Annotated in this window: 12 protein-coding genes, 2 tRNA genes and 1 pseudogene; 2 read left to right on the top strand and 13 right to left on the bottom strand. The window is 72.6% G+C overall.

The annotated features are described in order from the left end of the window. Positions 1-152 precede the first annotated feature (152 nt). The 10 genes and pseudogenes from ACT1U9_RS14970 to ACT1U9_RS15015 form a co-directional block, all read right to left on the bottom strand. Positions 153-1,685: an MFS transporter gene (locus tag ACT1U9_RS14970; protein ID WP_444538781.1), complete on the bottom strand. Its 1,533-nt coding sequence runs from the start codon at positions 1,683-1,685 to the stop codon at positions 153-155. Positions 1,686-2,010: 325 nt separating this feature from the next. Beyond that, complete coding sequence (locus tag ACT1U9_RS14975; RefSeq protein WP_444538782.1) at positions 2,011-4,071, bottom strand: ArnT family glycosyltransferase; 2,061 nt, start codon at positions 4,069-4,071, stop codon at positions 2,011-2,013. Beyond that, entirely contained in the window at positions 4,068-5,351 is a 1,284-nt protein-coding gene (locus ACT1U9_RS14980; protein ID WP_444538783.1) for a glycosyltransferase, read from the bottom strand. The genes ACT1U9_RS14975 and ACT1U9_RS14980 overlap by 4 nt, the downstream gene beginning before the upstream one ends. 26 nt (positions 5,352-5,377) lie before the next feature. Beyond that, positions 5,378-6,934, bottom strand: a complete 1,557-nt coding sequence (locus ACT1U9_RS14985) for a HAMP domain-containing sensor histidine kinase (RefSeq protein ID WP_444539111.1) — start codon at positions 6,932-6,934, stop codon at positions 5,378-5,380. A 91-nt stretch (positions 6,935-7,025) separates the two neighbouring features. Then, positions 7,026-7,763, bottom strand: a complete 738-nt coding sequence (locus tag ACT1U9_RS14990; RefSeq protein WP_444538784.1) for a response regulator transcription factor — start codon at positions 7,761-7,763, stop codon at positions 7,026-7,028. A 172-nt stretch (positions 7,764-7,935) separates the two neighbouring features. After that, positions 7,936-8,304, bottom strand: a complete 369-nt coding sequence (locus tag ACT1U9_RS14995) for an antibiotic biosynthesis monooxygenase family protein (protein ID WP_444538785.1) — start codon at positions 8,302-8,304, stop codon at positions 7,936-7,938. A gap of 132 nt (positions 8,305-8,436) precedes the next feature. Beyond that, on the bottom strand, positions 8,437-8,790 hold the full coding sequence (locus tag ACT1U9_RS15000) for a hypothetical protein (protein WP_444539325.1): 354 nt from the start codon (positions 8,788-8,790) through the stop codon (positions 8,437-8,439). Positions 8,791-8,903: 113 nt separating this feature from the next. Further along, positions 8,904-9,407: pseudogene (locus ACT1U9_RS15005) on the bottom strand (DUF2797 domain-containing protein); the annotation flags it as partial. A gap of 43 nt (positions 9,408-9,450) precedes the next feature. Then, positions 9,451-9,523, bottom strand: a tRNA-Arg gene (locus ACT1U9_RS15010). A gap of 337 nt (positions 9,524-9,860) precedes the next feature. After that, positions 9,861-9,954, bottom strand: a tRNA-Ser gene (locus ACT1U9_RS15015). Positions 9,955-10,171: 217 nt separating this feature from the next. Here ACT1U9_RS15015 and ACT1U9_RS15020 point away from each other — a divergent pair. Both ACT1U9_RS15020 and ACT1U9_RS15025 read left to right on the top strand, forming a co-directional pair. Further along, entirely contained in the window at positions 10,172-10,612 is a 441-nt protein-coding gene (locus tag ACT1U9_RS15020; RefSeq protein ID WP_444538786.1) for an SSI family serine proteinase inhibitor, read from the top strand. A gap of 280 nt (positions 10,613-10,892) precedes the next feature. Beyond that, positions 10,893-14,678 carry a PAS domain-containing protein gene (locus ACT1U9_RS15025; protein WP_444538787.1) on the top strand — a complete coding sequence of 1,262 codons (3,786 nt, stop codon included), beginning with the start codon at positions 10,893-10,895 and terminating at the stop codon, positions 14,676-14,678. A gap of 101 nt (positions 14,679-14,779) precedes the next feature. Here the strand turns inward: ACT1U9_RS15025 and ACT1U9_RS15030 are convergent, their stop codons facing one another. From ACT1U9_RS15030 to ACT1U9_RS15040, 3 genes are all read right to left on the bottom strand, one after another. Continuing rightward, on the bottom strand, positions 14,780-16,435 hold the full coding sequence (locus ACT1U9_RS15030) for a long-chain fatty acid--CoA ligase (protein WP_444539112.1): 1,656 nt from the start codon (positions 16,433-16,435) through the stop codon (positions 14,780-14,782). 229 nt (positions 16,436-16,664) lie between these two features. After that, positions 16,665-17,201 carry a SigE family RNA polymerase sigma factor gene (locus tag ACT1U9_RS15035; protein WP_444538788.1) on the bottom strand — a complete coding sequence of 179 codons (537 nt, stop codon included), beginning with the start codon at positions 17,199-17,201 and terminating at the stop codon, positions 16,665-16,667. A gap of 155 nt (positions 17,202-17,356) precedes the next feature. After that, complete coding sequence (locus ACT1U9_RS15040; protein ID WP_444538789.1) at positions 17,357-18,379, bottom strand: DUF1906 domain-containing protein; 1,023 nt, start codon at positions 18,377-18,379, stop codon at positions 17,357-17,359. Positions 18,380-18,560: the final 181 nt, after the last annotated feature.

An 18,560-nucleotide genomic window follows, 5' to 3' on the forward strand; every position in this document is an offset into this window, starting at 1 on the left:
CGGACTGGTCGTCGGACTTCTGTACGTACGACTGTCGTACGCCGTTCGTGCGGCAGTACGCCACAGCCGTCATCAGCCATGGGTTCACGGCGGTCAGCGGCCGCGGCGACCGGCGGAATAGTGCCCTCCGCCGATCACCGCTCCGATGCTATCTAGGCCGCGGGGGCGGCCTGCGGCGCCGGGGTCTGCTCCCTGTCGCCGTCGGATCGCTCGGCGCGGGCGAGGAGGGCCGCCGCGAGCAGGCCGCCCGCGAGGACCGCGACCGCGCCGACCAGCTGGCTGGTCTGGAGGCCGTCGGCGAACGCGTCCGCGATCTTCTCGCGCTCGCCGTCGCTGCCCGCCGCCGCGAGCGCGGCCGGCAGGGAGGCGGCGCCCACCACGGACGGGATCAGCGCCGCGAAGCGGGAGTTGAGGACCGCGCCGAGGACCGCGACGCCGAGGCCGTTGCCGAACTCCGCGAGCGTGCCGTTGACGCCCGCGCCGACGCCCGCCTTCTCCGGCGGGATCGCGCTCATCAGCGTGTTGGCCATGGCGGGCATGGCGACCGCGATGCCCGAGCCCATCACGACCAGGCCGAGCAGCATGCCCGCGTAGTGGTCGCGGCCGAGCAGCGCTATGGACGCGAGGCCCAGGGCGTTGGCCGACATGCCGACCGCGATGGTCTTGGGCGTGCCGAGCTTGGGCAGCAGCCGCGCGCCGACCCCCGCCATGTTCAGCGCGACCACGGCGAGCGCCAGCGGCGCCGTACGCAGACCGGCCTCCAACGGGCTGTACCCGAGCACGAACTGGAGGTGCTGGGTGAGCAGGAAGAGCGAGCCGCCCATGCCGAACGCGACCAGGATCGAGCCCGCGACCGCGCCGGTGAACTTCTGGTTCCGGAAGAAGTTCATGTCCAGCATCGGATACGGGATGGACAGCTCCCAGCGCGCGAAGGCCGCGAGCGCGGCCAGTCCGACCGCCGCCGAGACGAGGACGTGCGTCGAGGTCCAGCCGTGGCCGGGGCCGGAGATGATCGCGTAGACGACGCCGCCCATGCCGATGGTGGAGAGCAGCGCGCCGAGCAGGTCGGGCCGGTCACCGAGGGGGTTCTTCGACTCGGGCACCATGACGAGCACAGCCACGAGCCCAATGGCGGCGACCGGGATGTTGATGAGGAAGATCGCGCCCCACCAGAAGTGGTCGAGCATGAGCCCGCCGATCAGCGGTCCGGCGGCGAAGCCGAGCGAGTTGACGGTGGCCCACAGGCCGATCGCCTTGACCCGCTCCTCGTTGTCGAAGATCTGCACGACGACGGCGAGGGTGGTGGTCATCAGCAGCGCGCCGCCGACGCCCATTCCGGCCCGGGCGGCTATCAACTGCCCGGCGTTCTGCGAGAGTCCGGCCGCGAGCGAGCCGATGCCGAACAGCGCGAGCCCGGCGGCCAGCATCTTCTTGCGGCCGTACCGGTCGGATGCGCTGCCCGCGGTGAGCAGGAGGCCGGACTGGACGAGCGAGTACGCGTTGATCATCCACTGGATGTCGGCGGTGGACGCGCCCACGGAGGTGGTGAGGGAGGGGATCGCGACGTTCAGGACGGTGTTGTCCAGCAGCACGGTGAGCTGGGCGAGGCAGATGACACCCAGAATCAGCCACCGCTGCGGGTGCCGCGAGGGGGCGGAAGTGTTCTCAGCGGCCGTGGCCGTCATGCGGGCTCCTCATGGAGTTGTACAGCGTATGGGGACGTGCCGTACACCGTAAGGGAATCCCTTGTACGGTGTAAAGCGATTTCCCTCGGGACGCTGGCAACTGGGTGGGAGCGGTGGTTGGTTCGTGGTCTGGTCCCCCACCCCGCCCCTTCCCGAAAGCCCTTGGCGGGCGGCCTGGTTCTTCGGCTGCGGGCCGTCTCGGGCTGATCGCGCGGTTCCCCGCGCCCCTGACTGCCCAGGGGCGCGGGGAACCGCGCGACAAGCCCAGCACGGTCCGCAGCCGAAGAGATCCCTCGGAGAGTTTCGGGAAGGGGTGGGGTGGGGGCTACTTCACCGGCGACGTCAGGTCGTAGAACGTCGCACTCCCGACCGTCACCTTGCGGAAGCTGGACGACACCCAGTTGGACAGCGCGCTGTCACCGCCGCCCATCCCGCCCCCGGCGATGAAGTAGTGGATGCGGCCCGAGGCCACGTACGACTTGAACTGGGCCAGCGTCGGCGACGGGTCGCTACCGTTGAATCCCCCGATCGCCATCACCGGCCGCCCGGTGGCAAGTTGGTAACTCGCCGCGTTCTGCGACCCGATCGCGGCCGCCGCCCAGGTGTACCGACTCGCATCCGCCTCCAGCAGAGACCTCGCCCCAGCGCTGACCCGCGCACCATTGAGCAGCCCACCCATGCCACCACCACCGGGCATCCGACCGTTCGCCCCGCCGACAGGCGGCGTGAACGGCCCACCCCGGGGGCCACCTTGACCACCGGGCTGGCCCTGACCGACCTGGCCGCCCGGTTGCCCACCCGGCCGCATGAACTCCCCACCCGGCCCGGGGCCAAACCGACCGCCCCCAGGACGACCCGCCCCCACCGGCCCCGCCGTGACAATCGACCCCGTATGCCCCGTCCGCAGCGTGCTGACCGTGTACGCGAACGGCCCCGCCAGCGACGCCACAAGCCCCACCCCCGCGACCCCCAGCGCCAACCGCCGGTCCAGGCGGCCCGACACCAGCAGCCCCAGCGCCGACACCAGCCCCACCACCAGCAGCGCCCACCGCAACCACGGCACATACCCGGACGTACGCCCGAGCAGCACGTACGACCACCAGGACGTAACAGCGACCACCGCCCCCAGCGTCCCCGCCGCAGCGAGTCGGCTGCGCTCCTCCCACAGGACCGTGGCACCCATGCCGATCAGCGCGGCGACGTAGGGCGCGAGGGCGACCGTGTAGTACTGGTGGAAGATCCCCGCCATGAAACTGAAGATCGCGGCGGTCATCAGCAGCGCCCCGCCCCACGCGAGGAACGCCGCCCGGGCCGTGTCCGTACGCCGTCCCCGCCAGGTGACCACCAGACCCGCCACCAGCAGGAGAAGCGCGGCCGGCAGCAGCCAGGAGATCTGGCCGCCGACCTCGGAGCCGAACATCCGGCCGAGACCGGTCGAACCCCAGCCACCGCCTCCCCGACCGCCGGGACCGCGCCCGCCCCCGCCCACACTGCCCGTCTCGTCGCCGTTGATCCGGCCGAGCCCGTTGTAGCCGAAGGTCAGCTCCAGGAACGAGTTCTTCTGCGACCCGCCGATGTACGGGCGCGAGGACGCGGGCCACAGCTCCACGATCGCGACCCACCAGCCGCCGGAGACCACCATCGCGAGCCCGGACAGGGCGAGTTGGCGGAGCCGACGGCGTACGGACGTCGGCGCGCACACCGCGTACAGCAGGGCCAGCGGCGGCAGGATCAGGAACGCCTGGAGGGTCTTCGTCAGGAACGCGAGACCGACCGCGACCCCCGCCCACACCAGCCACTTCGTCCGCGCGCCCTCCAGCGCGCGCAGCACGCAGTACACCGTGACGGTCATCAGGAGCGCGAGCAGCGCGTCCGGGTTGTTGAAGCGGAACATCAGCGCGGCCACGGGCGTCAGCGCGAACACCGCGCCCGCGATCAGCCCCGCCGCCGGGCTGAACCGGCGCCGTACGGCCGCGTACAGCACACCAGTTGTCGCCACCCCCATCAGCACCTGCGGCAATAGGATCTGCCAGGAGCCGAGGCCGAAGAGGCGTACGGACAGGGCCATCGGCCACAGCGACGCCGGGGGCTTGTCGACGGTGATCGCGTTCCCGGCGTCGAGCGAGCCGAAGAACATCGCCTTCCAGCTCCGGCTGCCCGCCTGGACGGCGGCGGAGTAGAAGGAGTTGGCGTATCCGGACGCGCTCAGGTTCCAGGTGTACGCGAGGAAGGTGACGAGAAGCAGGGCGAGCAGCGCCGGGCGCGTCCAGGCCGGGTCGGCGGGGCGGCCGCGCCAGAGGCGATGCGCGAGGCCCTTCGCGGTGGCCCGGTGCCGGGCCGCCGCGACCCCCTCATGCGCACCGGCCGGGCAGGAGGTCGTGGTCATCGTGCGGTGTCCTTCTGGTCGGGGAGAGACGTGGGGCGGTCCGGGAAGACCCAGGCGCGGAAGAGCAGGAACCGCAGCACGGTCGCCGCGAGGTTCGCCGCGACCAGGACCGCGACCTCGGTGGAGTGCGCGGGCGTGCCGTTCGCGGCGCCGAGGGCGGCGAGCGAGCCGCTGGTCAGGGCGAGGCCGATGGCGAACACGACGAGCCCCTGGGCCTGGTGGCGCATCGCGCGGTCCCGTCCGCGTACGCCGAAGGTGAGCCTCCGGTTGGCCGCCGTGTTGGCGACGGCCGACACCAACAGGGCTGCCGCATTGGCGAGTTGAGGGCCTGATCCCGTACGGAAGAGGGAGTAGAGCGCGAGGTAGAAGAGGGTGGACAGCGCGCCGATCGCGCAGAAGCCGACGAGCTGACGGGCCAGGCCCCCCGGCACCCCGCTGAGCCGACGGTCGCGCGGGTCGTCGCCGAACGGGCGCGCGAGCCGGTCGAGGGGGAGCGCGCCGACCGCGAGGGCGCGCCCGACGCGCCACACGCCCTTCAGGTCGTCGGTCGCGGTCCGCACGATGTGGACGGTCGAGTCCGGGTCGTCGACCCAGTCCACCGGCACCTCGTGGATCCGCAGCCCGGCCCGCTCGGCGAGGACCAGCATCTCGGTGTCGAAGAACCACCCGGTGTCCTCGACCATCGGCAGCAGCCGCTCGGCCACGTCCCGCCGTATCGCCTTGAACCCGCACTGCGCGTCCGAGAAGCGCGCGGCGAGCGACGACTTGAGGATCAGGTTGTACGCGCGCGAGATGAACTCCCGCTTCGGCCCGCGCACCACGCGCGAGGTGCGGCTCAGCCGCGAGCCGATCGCCAGGTCCGAGTGGCCGGAGATCAGCGGCGCGACCAGCGGGAGCAGCGCGTTGAGGTCGGTGGAGAGGTCGACGTCCATGTACGCGAGCACGGGCGCGTCCGAGGCCGACCACACCGTCCGCAGCGCCCGCCCCCGCCCTTTCTGGTCGAGGCGGACATGGCGTACGCCCGTGATCTCTCGGGCGAGGCGCGCGGCGACCTCGGGCGTACGGTCGGTGGAGGCGTTGTCGGCGACGGTGATCCGGAATCCGTACGGTCCGTACGGGAAGGTGCGCGCGAGATGGTCGTGGAGCCGGCGCACGCACGGCTCCAGGTCCCGCTCCTCGTTGTATACGGGGACCACCACGTCGAGTACGGGCCCGCCCGCCGCGCCGACGGGCAGATGCTCCCGGGCCGGCAGAGTGCCCACGCAGATGTCGGTTCGCATGCCACCGACCCTCGCGAGGGCCGCTGTCACACCTGTGTGGCGCGACTGTGCTCAGGCTGTGAGTGCTGCTCCGGTTTTACGTGCTCGGGCTGTGCGGGGTGCGGGAACTGGCCGGTCGGGCACGGCAGATGGACGGCGAAGACCGTACGGCCGGGGGCCGAGCTGACCGTGACGCGGCCGCCGTGCGCGGAGACGACCGCGTGCACGATGGCGAGCCCGAGCCCGGTCGAGCCGTGCGCCCGGGACCGGGAGGCGTCGCCGCGCGCGAACCGCTCGAATACGTGCGGGAGCAGCGCGGGCGGGATGCCGGGCCCGTCGTCCTCGACTTCGAGCACGGCCCACGGGCCCTGGCGCGCCACGCGCGCGGTGACGGTGGTGCCGGGGGGCGTGTGGGTACGGGCGTTGCCCAGGAGGTTGACGAGCACCTGGTGGAGGCGGGAGGGGTCGCCGTGGACGGTGATGGAGTCGTTGACGGGGTCGTTGACGGGGTGCGGGTCGGAGTCGGTGTGCGGGTCGGAGTCGGCCGGCGCGTCGGGGAGTTCGAGGCGCCAGACATGCCCCTGCCCGGCCGCGCGCGCATCGCTCACCGCGTCCACGACCAACGGTGAGAGATCGGTGCTCTCATACGAGAGCGGGCGTCCGGCATCGAGCCGCGCGAGCAGCAGCAGGTCCTCCACCAGGCCGGTCATCCGCTCGGCCTCCGCCTCGACGCGCCCGAGCGCGTGCCGGGTCGCGGGCCCGACCTCCTCCGTACCGCGCCGGGTGAGCTCGGCGTACCCGCGAATGGACGCGAGCGGCGTGCGCAGTTCATGACTCGCGTCGGCGACGAACTGCCGTACGCGCGTCTCGCTCTCCTGCCGCGCGGCGAGCGCGGAACCGACGTGCCCCAGCATCCGGTTGAGCGCCGCACCGACCTGCCCGACCTCGGTACGGGGATCGGCCTCGGCGTCCGGGACGCGCTCGTGCAGGGCCACCTCGCCGCTGTGGAGCGGAAGTTCTGAGACCCGGGTGGCGGTCGCGGCCACGCGCCGGAGCGGGCGCAGCGCGACCCCGACGATGGCGGCGCCCGCGATCCCGGCGGCGACGAGCCCGGCGGCGGTGACGGAGACGACCACGACGATCAGGGTGTCGACGGTGGACTCGACGTCCTTGAGCGGGAAGCCGAGCACGAGGGAGCCGTCGCTCGACCACAGGACCCGGTAGTGGCCGAGGTCCGGCACGGAGACGGTGTGCACTTGCCCGTCCTTGGGCACCGCGCCGAGCGCGCGGAGCTGCGCGGGGTCCGACAGTGGGCGGGGCTCGCGCTCGCCCCGGAAGCTCCGGGCGCCGGTCGCGGGCTGCCCGTCGGGCCCGGTGCGCGCCCCGACGGTACCGATCGGCTGCCCGGGCCCGGCCACGAACCTGAGCCCGTCGCCCTCGGCCCGGGACTCCAGGCTGTGCTGCGCGAACCCCACGGCAGGCCGCAGCGAGTCGTCGAGCTGGCGCGTCAGATTGGACCGCATCCCGATGACCGTGACCGTACCGATCACGGCCGCGACGACCGCGATCAGCGCGACGGCGGAGACGACCAGGCGCGTACGCAGCGTCCACGGCCGGCGCGGACGGCCCGGCCGGGGACGCGGCTGCCCGGGCCGTGAGCCGCCGGGGCGGCGGCGCGGAGGCCCGGGCACCGGTTCACTCACCCGGCTTGATCAGATACCCCGCCCCGCGCCGGGTGTGGATCATCGGCGAGCGCCCCGCGTCGATCTTCCGGCGCAGATACGAGATGTACAGCTCCACGACGTTGGCCTGGCCACCGAAGTCGTACGACCAGACCCGGTCGAGGATCTGCGCCTTGCTCAGCACGCGGCGCGGGTTGCGCATCAGGAACCGCAGCAGTTCGAACTCGGTGGCGGTGAGATGGATGTTGACCCCGCCCCGGGTCACGTCGTGGCTGTCCTCGTCGAGCGTGAGGTCGCCCACGACCAGCAGCGACTCGCTCCGTACGGCCGCCGTGCCGGAGCGCCGGATCAGCCCGCGCAGCCGGGCCACGACCTCTTCGAGCGAGAACGGCTTGGTGACGTAGTCGTCGCCCCCGGCCGTGAGCCCCGCGATCCGGTCCTCGACCGCGTCCTTCGCGGTAAGGAACAGCACGGGCACGTCCGGGAGTTCGCGCCGCAGTCGCCCGAGGACGGCGAGGCCGTCCATGTCGGGCAGCATGATGTCGAGGATGACGACGTCGGGCCGGAAGTCCCGGGCGGCCCGCACCGCACCGGCCCCGTCCCCGGCGCTGCGCACCTCCCACCCTTCGTAGCGCAGCGCCATCGACAGCAGCTCGCTGAGCGCCGCCTCGTCGTCCACGACGAGCACCCGGACGGCGGTCCCGTCCGCCCTCAGCAATTCCGTACGCCCCTGCGGGGAGATGGTGGTCATGCCCCCACCCTGTGAGCGGCCCGTGAGAACACCCTTGGGCGTTTCTGTGAATTACCTGAGAAGTTGCGCGGCGGGGGGGCGCGGGGTGCCGTGACCGGGCGGCGCCGGGTGCCTCTAAGGGGCGCGGGGAACTGCGCGACAAGCCCCCACCGGCCCGCACCCGACAACGCTCCTAAGAGGCCGCGCCGCCCCCGCCGTCCCTCACGAAGTGGTACGCCCGCTCAACCTTGGCGACGTGCAGGCTGTAGCTCTCGTACCACTCGGCGCGCCCGCGCCGCTGCGCACGCTGATGCTCCAACCGCGACCGCCACGCGGCAATCGCGTCCTCGTCACGGAAGTACCCCACGGTGATCCCGAGCCCGCCGGGCGTACGCGCGGACTCGTACCCCAGATACCCGGGTATCTCCGCCACCAGCTCCTTCATGAGCTCGGCGGTCTCTCCGTACCCCCGGTCCCCTTCCGTACGCAGGGAGGTGAACACGACGGTGTAGTAAGGCGGTTCGATACCGGCGACAAGACCGGCCACAAGGTGATCGCTCATGCGGCAACCTTCAGCTGTCAGTGGTCAACGTGTCCATACCCCTTACCGGAAGGGATCCAAAGGGGATCCAACTCTTGACCAACGGGGTACGAGGACGAGCCCGGCTTCCAGAAGGGCTGGTCCGGAGCAGGTTCAGAACAGCTGGTCCTGCGGGTCGGCCCGCCGCCCCCGAAGCGCCCGTACGGGCACGGTCACCCCACCCGACCCGGACCCGGCGGCCCCCACCAGCCCCCACCCGCTCATGAGCCGCGTGTCCAGGACGACCACACGCCCGTCCCCCGTACCGAGATGCAGATCGGGCCCGGCGGCGGCCAGAACGCGCCCGGCGACGGCCCCCTCGGGCACCAGCTCCGCGACCACCCCGCCGGCGGGCCGCAGCCCGGACAGCCCGAACACCCGGGCGTGGTCGACGACGTCGCAGCCCAGCGCCTCCAGCGACTCCGGCCACCCGGCGAGCGCGACGGCCCGCGCGTGCAGCCCCGCCACCTCACCGGCCCGCTCCCCGCCACCTCACCGGCCCGCTCCCCGGCACCGGGCAGAGCGGCCCGTATCGCCCGCTTCTGCTCGTACGAGATCCGGTCCGGCACCCCCAACGCGGCCCGCAGCAGCTCCTCGCAGCGCCGCGCGGCCATCAGCGGCCCGCGTCCGAGCCACGAGAAGGCCACCGCACCCTGCTCCCGCAGCCGGGCGCTGCCGCGCTCCTCGGCGGTGATGCCGACCTTGACGAGCCCGGGCCCGAACCAGGCCAGGTAGACCCGGTAGACCCGAGGATCATCGGGCACCCCGTCGGCGGCGACGGAATGCATCCGGTCGAGCCGCGCGCACTCCGCACACCGGGCCTGCCCACTGCCCCGCGCCACGAGAGCGCCTCCCGGACACGCGTTCCCCCGCGCCCCCACACACGTACGCTCCCCCACCACCCGAAAGCCGATCTCACCCCCGTACGCGATCGCACTGACCCGCCGCTCCCCGGCACCCCGCTCCCACACCAGCCCAGGCCCGTCCTCCCCCCATCGCACCCCACCACTGCGCCACACCCCAGCCATGTCTTCGACGGTAGCGGGGACCACTGACAACGGGACGGGACGCCGGAGCGCGGACATACGAGAAAGGCCCCCCGAATCTCTCCGGGGGGCCTTTCGGCTGTGCACTCGGCAGGATTCGAACCTGCAACCTTCTGATCCGTAGTCAGATGCTCTATCCGTTAAGCTACGAGTGCTTGTTGCGTTTGCTTCCCGGTTTTTTTCTTCCCGGTCGGCGTTGCGGGAACAACATTACATGAACCGCGCCGGGACGCGAAATCCATTCCCCAAACACCCTCTGACCTGCGAAAACGTCTCTGCGTGAGCGAGGGCGGGAGGAGCGGCCCCGGGGCGGCGATGTGCCCGTAAGAGGGGAAATGTGACCGGGGTCACCGGATCTGCGGGTCTCGTACGGGCGTAACCGGCCTCGTCGGGGGCAGCCTCACCAGTCGGCGCCCGAGCCTCACTCGGTCCGCATCCGCCCCCGGAAACGACCGAAGCCCCGGCCGTGAGGGCCGGGGCTCCGGGTCTTGCTGGCGGAGGCGGAGGGATTTGAACCCTCGATGGGCTTTAAGACCCAAACCGCATTAGCAGTGCGGCGCCATAGACCGGACTAGGCGACGCCTCCAGCACACCGTCTCGCGTGCGCGAAGTGGTGCGTGCAGATGATGACACAGCCTTGCTCCGCGTCACCAATCGCACCCCACGGTACTAGGCAGTCGGCCGCCAGGGCAAAGCGTTAGCCGGGCGCGCAACGCGAGGGCGCGCGGCGCGTTAGTCAGGGGGAAGCAGGAGACCCCCCGGCCCCCGCCGACCAAGTACCCGGCCCCTGGAGTCACACGCCCATGTTGCGCCGCATCGCCCTCACCGCCCTCACCACCGCCGCCCTGTCCGCGTCCGGCTCAGCCGTCGCTTTAGCCGCACCACTGCCGCTGCCCACGCTCCCCCTCCTCGACGGCGGCAGCCCCGACCACCTCACGCTCACCGTCACGCACAACGGGGAGACCGACGGGACGTACGAGCTGACGTGTCACCCGGCGGGCGGGAACCATCCGCAGATCAATCAGGCGTGCGACCGGCTCGACCGGGTCACCACCTGGGGCCGGGACCCGTTCGCGCCCGTCGCCCCCAGGGCGGAGTGCACGATGATCTACGGCGGGCGCGCCACCGCCCACATCACCGGCAGCTGGGCCGGACGGCCCGTGGACGCCACGTACCGCAGGACCGACGGATGCGAGATCGCGCGGTGGGACGCGCTCGTGCCGGTGCTGCCCGGCGCACGGTGAGTACGGGTACCCCGACGCGTAGTGCGAGGTGCACTCCGACGCGTCCGGCTAAGCGGTGAGCACGCCCGCGCGGCACCCGCGACACGCCGCCCCGGCCGGACCGGCGGGCGGGCAGGTGGGGGCGGTCCGACCGTTCGGTTCGATCTCCCGGCATACGCCATGGTCACAGAACCTTGGTGAGAGCTCCCCCTCATCCGCCGTCGCGCGGACATCCCCTGCCTTTAGACTCCCTCCCAGTGACAGGCCGCAAGGTGCAGTGGTTCAGGGAGGAAGCGTCGTCGTGAGCAGCAGGCCATCCCGAGGCGCTGCTCGCCTCGCAGCCATACTTGACGCCCTTCCGGACGGGCTCGTACTCGTCAACTGCAACGGCACGGTCGTCAACGCCAACACCATCGCCCTGGAGATGTTCGAGTCCCCGGGCACCGGGCTCGTGGGGCGGGGCGTGCTCGATCTGCTGCCCACCTTCGACTCCAAGCTCATCCCCGGCTCGATGCGCCGCCCCGACTCCGAGGACGAGCAGGGCCGCACCAAGCCGACCCGGATGGTGGCCCGGCGCACCGACGGCAGCGAGTTCCCCGTCGAGGTGACCAGCGCCAACCTGGAGGACGGGCGCGACGCGTACGCCTCGCCGACCTCCACGTACGGCGGCGCGAGCGGACACTTCTCCGGCGACGAGCTCCTGATGATCGTCGTACGCGACCTCTCCGGAACCGTCGACACCGAGGCCGAACTGGCCCGTTCGCAGCGGCAGACCGAGATGATCCTGCGCGCTGCCGCCGAGGGTGTCGTCGGTACGGACACCGAGGGCCGGGTCGTCCTCGTGAACCCCGCCGCCGCGCAGATCCTCGGCTACCGGGCCAGCGATCTCGGCGGCCAGGAGCTGCACCCGCTGGTGCTGCACTCGCGCGGCGACGGCGAGCCGTTCCCGTACGAGGAGAGCCCGCTCGCCGACACGCTGAAGTCCGGCCGCAAGCACCGCGTACGCGGTCAGGTCCTGTGGGCGAAGAGCGGCGCGAGCGTGCCGGTCGACCTGACGACCGCGCCGGTACGGGACGGGGACCTGCTGGTCGGCGCGGTGATGACGTTCACCGACCGCCGCCCGTACGAGGACCAGGCCGCCAAGCACGCGGAGATCCTGGAGCGCGAGACCTCGCGGCACGCCGAGGTCCTGGAGCGGGAGACCTCGCGCTACGACGCGCTGTTCGCCCGGCACCAGCAGCTGCTTTCCGTGCTCGGCGGCTCTCTGCGCGGGCCGCTGGACGAACTGCGGCGCGAACTGTCCACGCTGGCGGCGGACGACGCGGGCCAGCTGTGGCCCGAGGCCAACCAGGTACTTCACCATCTGGCCGCCGGATATGCCCGGATGACGACGCTCGTCGACAACGTCCTCGCCTACCAGCGGCTCGACTCCGGTACGGAGCAGCTGAAGAAGGCGAAGGTGCTGGTCGGGACGGTCGTGACGGCCGGTGTCGAGGGCGCGATCGAGCTGATCGGCCCCGGGCGGGCCCAGTTCGCCGTCCACGCGCCCCCGATCGAGGCCGAGATCGACCCGGCGCGCCTCGCGACCGCGCTGGCGCACCTGGTGGCGGACGTCGCGGGCGTCGACGCCACGGGCAACGCCCCGGTCGCCGCGGGCGGCTACATGGACTCGACGGTCGTGGTCGCGGCGGCGGTGCGCGGCGAGGTCGTACGGATCGAGGTGCGCGGGCCGTACGCCGGGGGCGACCCGGTGCACGAGCCCATCGTCCGGGGCATCGTGGCCGCGCACGACGGCGTGCTCCAGACGGTCGAGGTGCCGGGCATGAGCGGCAGCGCGTACGTCCTCGAAGTGCCGCTGGGGAAGGGCGCCGGGTCGGTGCCCGAGCCTGCGGCGACCGGGGCCGAGATCGCGGTGATGGGCGCCCAGGAGGACGTCCGGCCGAGCCCTCAACTCCCTGCCCAACTTCCCGCTCAACTTCCCGCGCAGCAGGGCGCCCCGGCTGCGGGCAGCGGCCGTCGGCGCGCGCGGCGGGCCTCCACGGACGCGTTCCTGGAGAGCCCGGTCGAGGAGGAGAAGACCCCGACGGGCCGACGGCGGGCCCGTGCCCAGGCCGAGGCCCAGGAGGGCGAGGCCGTGACCGCGCCTGCCGCTGCCTCCGCCTCTGGTTCTGCCGCTGACCACATCCCCTCGCAGCAGGCGGGCGAGGCCCCGACGCCCTCCGAGGACGCCTCCGGTACGGGGCGGCGGCGCGGGCGGCCCAGCCCCGCCGAGGACGCCTCCACGCCCGCCGAGGGCTCGGTCGTCACCGCCGCCGAGAGCGAGCGCCGGCCCGCCGCCGGACGCCCGGCCGCGCTGAGCGAGACCGTCCCGCCGCAGGGCATGGCCGCCGACGCGGACACGCCCTCGGGCCGCCGCGCCCGACGCGTCCTGCCCGCCGGAACGGGCGCTGGAACCGGCAACGGAACCGCCTCCGGGGAGCAGGAGCCGAGCGGCCGCCGGGCCCGACGCGCTCTCGCCGCCGCACCCGCCCAGCCCGAGAACGAGGGCGCGGTACGCACGGCGTTCGCCCTGCCCCCCGCCGAGGCCGACCGCACGCCCCAGCCGACGAGCCCGCTCCCGGCCGCCCCCGATGCCCGCGTCCCGGCGACCGGCCCCGCCGAGGCCCATCGCCCCCTGGGCACCGGCCCGGTCCCGGCCACCGGCGTCCCCGCGACCGCCCCGGCCCACCGCCCCCTCGCGAACGGCCCCGCCGCACCCGTACCCGTAACCCCTGAAGCCGAGCGCACCGCGCTGCCCTCGGCAGCCGGTCGCGGACGCCACGACGCCGTACGCCCCGAGCCCGACGAGCACACCCCGCCGCAGCCGCATCCCGTCGAGCAGCAGCCCATGTGGGCCGTGGGCGGCGCGGTTCCGGCGAGCGGTCCTGCGGCGCCGGGCACCGGCGGCGCCGCGACGCCGCAGCCCGCGCCCGTCCGCCGCCCGCTGCCCGCCGAGGCGGCGCCCGCACCCGCGCCCGACGACTCGCAGGGCCGCTCCATCAGCGTGCGCACGCTCGGCCAGGGCATGCCGTTCGCCCAGCAGAGCACCGGCTCCGGCACCAGCTCGGGCTCCGGGCGGCGCCGCAAGCTCGGTACGCCCCCCGAGGGCGAGCGTGCGGCCCAGCCCGCCGAGGGCGGCGAGCGCCCGCAGGCCACCGCCACGCCCCCCGCGTCGCTCCTCTCACCCCCGTCCGAGGGCCAGGGACGCGCGTACGCCATAGGGGCGCCCGACGAGGGCGCCGAGGGGCCGGAGCCGCTGGACGGGCCCGGTGGCGCCGTCGAGGTCGCCAACCGGCCGCATCCGCGGCCCGTCGACGACGAGTTGCCCCCCGAGCCGCTCGACAACCCGCGCCGGCTGCTCGTCTGGCCCGCGCCCGACGTCTCCACCCAGCAGGCGCTGAGCGACCGTGGCTACCGGCCCGTGGTCGTGCACTCCCGCGAGGAAGTGGACGCCCAGATCGCGGCGTTCCCCGCCGCGCTCTTCGTCGACCCGCTGACCGGGCCGATCACCCGGACCGCGCTCCAGTCGCTGCGCCAGGCGGCCGTCGCCGCCGAGGTGCCGGTGCTGGTGACGGCCGGGCTCGGCCAGGCGACGCGCGAGGCCGCGTACGGCGCCGACCCCGCCGTACTGCTCAAGGCCCTCGCCCCCCGCGACAGCGAACAGCATCCGCCGCGCGTGCTGTTGATCGAGGAGCACGAGGAGATCGCCGTCGCCCTGACGGCGACCCTGGAGCGGCGCGGCATGCAGGTCGCACGCGCATCCACCGACACCGAGGCGGTCACGCTCGCGGGCCAGATGCGGCCGAACCTGGTCGTCATGGATCTGATGCAGGTACGCCGCCGCCGCGCCGGAATCGTCGACTGGCTGCGCGCGAACGGGCAGTTGAACCACACCCCGCTCGTCGTCTACACCTCGGCCGGCCTCAACCAGCCGGAACTCCCGAAGCTGTCGGCAGGCGAGACCGTCCTGTTCCTGGCCGAGCGCTCCACCAGCGCCGAGGTCCAGGGCCGGATCGTGGACCTGCTGGCGAAGATCGGCACCAACTAGCGGCGGGCGGTGGATGTTTCACGTGAAACGCCCATGGTTTCACGTGAAACACCCACCGCCCGCGCTCAGTTACGCCGTGACCGGTCACCGCGGTCGCCTTGTCATCGCAGTTCGGTGACGTCCAGCTCCCCGTCCGCGAACTGCTTCCGGATGACCTTCTTGTCGAACTTCCCCACGCTCGTCTTCGGCACCGCCGCCACGATCGTCCACCGCTCCGGCAGCTGCCACTTCGCGATCGACTCGCCGAGGAAGGCCTTCAGCGCGGCGTAGTCGACGTTCGCGCCCGGCTTCAGTACGACCGTGGCGAGCGGCCGTTCGCCCCACTTCTCGTCGGGTACGGCGACGACCGCGGCCTCGGCGACGTCGGGGTGGGCCATCAGCGCGTTCTCCAGCTCGACCGAGGAGATCCACTCGCCGCCGGACTTGATGACGTCTTTGGCGCGGTCGGTGAGCGTCAGAAAGCCGTCGGGGCTGATGACGCCGACGTCGCCGGTCTTCAGCCAGCCGTCCGCGCTGAACTTGTCGGCCGGGCGGAAGTCCTCGCCGCCCGCGCCGCCGTAGTACGCGCCCGCGATCCAGGTGCCCCGGACCTCCAGCTCACCGGCCGACTCGTTGTCCCAGGGCAGGAGTTCCCCGCCCGGCCCCGTGAGCCGGGCCTCCACGCCCGCCGGGAAGCGGCCCTGGGTGATCCGGTACGGCCACTCCTCCTCGGCCGTGAGACCGGCCGGAGGGTTGGCCATGGTGCCCAGCGGCGACGTCTCCGTCATCCCCCAGGCGTGACAGAGCCGTACGCCCAGCTTGTCGTACGCCTCCATCAGCGAGGGCGGACAGGCCGCGCCGCCGATGGTGACCCGCGCCATCGACGAGAGGTCGCGCGGGCGCGCGATGACCTCGGCGAGCAGGCCCTGCCAGATGGTGGGAACGGCGGCGGCGTGCGTCGGCCTCTCGCGCTCGATCATGTCGGCGAGCGGCGCGGGCTGGAGGAACCGGTCCGGCATCAGCAGGCTCACGCCGCTCATGAAGGTCGCGTGCGGCAGACCCCAGGCGTTGACGTGGAACTGCGGCACCACGACCAGGCTGGTGTCCTTGTCCGTGAGCGCCATCGACTCGGACATGTTGACCTGCATCGAGTGCAGATAGACCGACCGGTGCGAGTAGACGACGCCCTTCGGGTCGCCGGTCGTGCCGGAGGTGTAGCACATGGCTGCCGCGGTGCGTTCGTCCAGCTGCGGCCAGTCGTACGAGGTGGGCTGCCCGGCGATGAGCTCCTCGTACTCGTGCACCTGCGGACCGGCGCCGTCGATGTCGTCGAGCAGCGAGCGGTCGCCCGGCCCGGAGACCACGATGTGCTCGACCGTCGGCAGATGCGGCAGCAGCGGGGCGAGCAGCGGCAGCAGCGAGCCGTTGGCGATGATCACGCGGTCGGCGGCGTGGTTGACGATCCAGATCAACTGGTCGGCGGGGAGCCGCAGATTGAGCGTGTGCAGCACGGCGCCCATGGAGGGGATGGCGAAATACGCCTCGACGTGCTCGGCGTTGTTCCACATCAGGGTGGCGGTCGCCTGGCCGTCCTCGACGCCGAGTCCGCGCAGGGCGTGTGCGAGCTGCGCCGCGCGGCCACCGACTTCGGCGAAGCTGCGGCGCTGTGGCTCCGCCTCCCCGGTCCAGGTGGTGATCTGCGACTTTCCGTGGATCGTGGACCCGTGGGTCAGGATCCGCGAGATCAGCAGCGGAACGTCCTGCATGGTGCTCAGCACGGCGGCCTCCCGGTGGGCGCTACGGTGCGCCACGTGGCAGTAGGGGTGCCCCCGATTCTGCTCACGTACCGCGCGGTATGTCACTACCCGGAGGTAATGAATCACCCAGGAGACCAAGGTCACGCCATGAACCTGGCCGAAAGCGGAGGCTACTGGCGGTAGCCCGGATCCGGGAGGTGCGGGCGGGACCGGGCCCGGACCTCCGCGACCCGCGGCGACGCCCGTGGGGTCAGCGGACCGGGGCGAGCTCCGGGTCCTCGCGGAGCTTGCCGAGCGCGCGCGAGACCGCGCTCTTGACCGTGCCGACCGAGACCCCGAGCACCTCGGCGGTCTGCGCCTCGCTCAGGTCCTCGTAGTAGCGCAGCACGACCATGGCCCGCTGCCGGTCCGGCAGCTTCATCACGGCGCGCCACATCGCGTCGTGCAGCACCTGCTGGTCGGCCGGGTCCGGCTCCGGCACCGTCTCCGGCTCGGGCAGCTCGTCGCAGGCGAACTCGTCCACCTTGCGCTTGCGCCACTGCGACGTCCTGGTGTTGAGGAGCGCGCGGCGCACATAGCCGTCGAGGGCCCGGTGGTCCTCGATCCGCTCCCAGGCGACGTACGTCTTGGTGAGGGCCGTCTGCAGCAGGTCCTCGGCGTCGCTCGGGTTGGCGGTCAGCGAGCGTGCGGTGCGCAGCAGCACGGGCCCTCTGGCCCGCATGTACGAGGCGAACGACGGGTACGGCGTCGCTACCCGGGAGACGCTGTTGCAGACAGGCGTGGTCATACCTCCACGCTAGGAGCGCCCACTACGCAACGGATCGGCCCCAGGTCGCGAAGCGGGGTCCGCCTCAGGTTGTACGGGTGGGGGTGGCCCCACCTCCTGAAGGTGGAGGACGCCTCCGCGCCCGTCAGGGTTCACACGCCCGACCGGCCCGTACGTCACGGCTCGAACCGCGCGACCGGCGCGTCCACCGTGTTCCGGTCGACCGTCATCCGACGCCCGCCGTGGGACTCGGTCACGTTGCCCGCGTACTGGTGCACACGCCGGTGCGGCCGCCACGCGTCCGCGTGCAGCGACGGCTCCCCGTACACCGAGGACGACGATCCCCACCGCGCGAACCACATCACCGACGGCAGATCGCTCTGCCCGGCCCGCCGCGCCCGCTCCATATGCCGTACGCCGGAGCCCGCGCTGCTGTAGAAGCCGGGCAGATAGCCCTGCCCGCGCACCTCGCGGTTCCACGCGCGCACGAAGTCGAGCGTGGTGCGGGCACACCCCGCGTCGTCCGCGTCATACGCCTCCATGTCCAGATAGAGCGCGCTGCCCGGCTGGATGCCGAGCAGCTCGGCCTGACCGGCTGCCTGCTTCCCCTCCGCCCGGCCCTGCGTCGCCGAGCGACTGCTCATCCGCACCTTCTGCTTGGCCTCGGACCGGACGCACGGCGACTGCGAGCCGACGAAGATCGGCAGCACCCGCCAGCCCATCCCGTCCACGTTCGCCAGCCAGCTCCGGCTGAGGTTGTGCTGGTTGGGGCAGGCCCGCCCGCGCCCGCCGAAGTACACCCCGACACCCTTGTACGACGAGGACCGCCAGGCCTTCATCGTCGCCAGCGCCGGCGCCTGGCAGGTGTCGAACGCGGCCCCCTTGAACTGCACGGCCCGCGCGAGCACGTCGGGCCTGTCCAGCCCGTCGACCGGCGCGTCGACGAACCCGTCGACAGCCTCGTCGTCGAAGGTACGGGGCGCGAGACGGGCCGGTGCGGTGGCGGCAGCGCCGAGTGCCGTGGATACGACGGACGCGACGGACGCCGGTGCGGCGGCGGTTCCGGGTGCTGGGCGAGGTGGTGCGGCCGCCGCAGCGGGTGGGCCGGACATGAGCAGAGCGGTGACGGTGGTGGCCACGGCGAGCGGTGGCGTGACGATGCCCAGGTAGCGGGCCCGGATCGATGTGAGGCTGCGCATAAGGCGAGTGAAAGGCCGTCAGCCCACCTCGGCCAGCGCTCAGCCCTGTGCCTCAGCCGTTCGCGCACAAGATCATCCGTACGCGCGCACCGAACCCTGGGCCGCCGGTGCGGGGCGGGGGTCCGGGGGTCCGGGATCCCGGACCCTTTGAACCCGTGGCCCCTGCCCCTGAGCCCACCCG

It is taken from the genome of Streptomyces sp. BR1, assembly GCF_052373795.1.
In the GTDB taxonomy this organism is placed as follows: domain Bacteria; phylum Actinomycetota; class Actinomycetes; order Streptomycetales; family Streptomycetaceae; genus Streptomyces.

Bases quoted from the DNA above. Each gene is read 5' to 3' on its own strand.
- ACT1U9_RS14990 (WP_444538784.1), bottom strand. From the start codon at position 7,763: ATGACCACCATCTCCCCGCAGGGGCGTACGGAATTGCTGAGGGCGGAC.
- ACT1U9_RS14995 (WP_444538785.1), bottom strand. From the start codon at position 8,304: ATGAGCGATCACCTTGTGGCCGGTCTTGTCGCCGGTATCGAACCGCCT.
- ACT1U9_RS15020 (WP_444538786.1), top strand. From the start codon at position 10,172: ATGTTGCGCCGCATCGCCCTCACCGCCCTCACCACCGCCGCCCTGTCC.
- ACT1U9_RS14980 (WP_444538783.1), bottom strand. From the start codon at position 5,351: ATGCGAACCGACATCTGCGTGGGCACTCTGCCGGCCCGGGAGCATCTG.
- ACT1U9_RS15040 (WP_444538789.1), bottom strand. From the start codon at position 18,379: ATGCGCAGCCTCACATCGATCCGGGCCCGCTACCTGGGCATCGTCACG.
- ACT1U9_RS15035 (WP_444538788.1), bottom strand. From the start codon at position 17,201: ATGACCACGCCTGTCTGCAACAGCGTCTCCCGGGTAGCGACGCCGTAC.
- ACT1U9_RS14975 (WP_444538782.1), bottom strand. From the start codon at position 4,071: ATGACCACGACCTCCTGCCCGGCCGGTGCGCATGAGGGGGTCGCGGCG.
- ACT1U9_RS14970 (WP_444538781.1), bottom strand. From the start codon at position 1,685: ATGACGGCCACGGCCGCTGAGAACACTTCCGCCCCCTCGCGGCACCCG.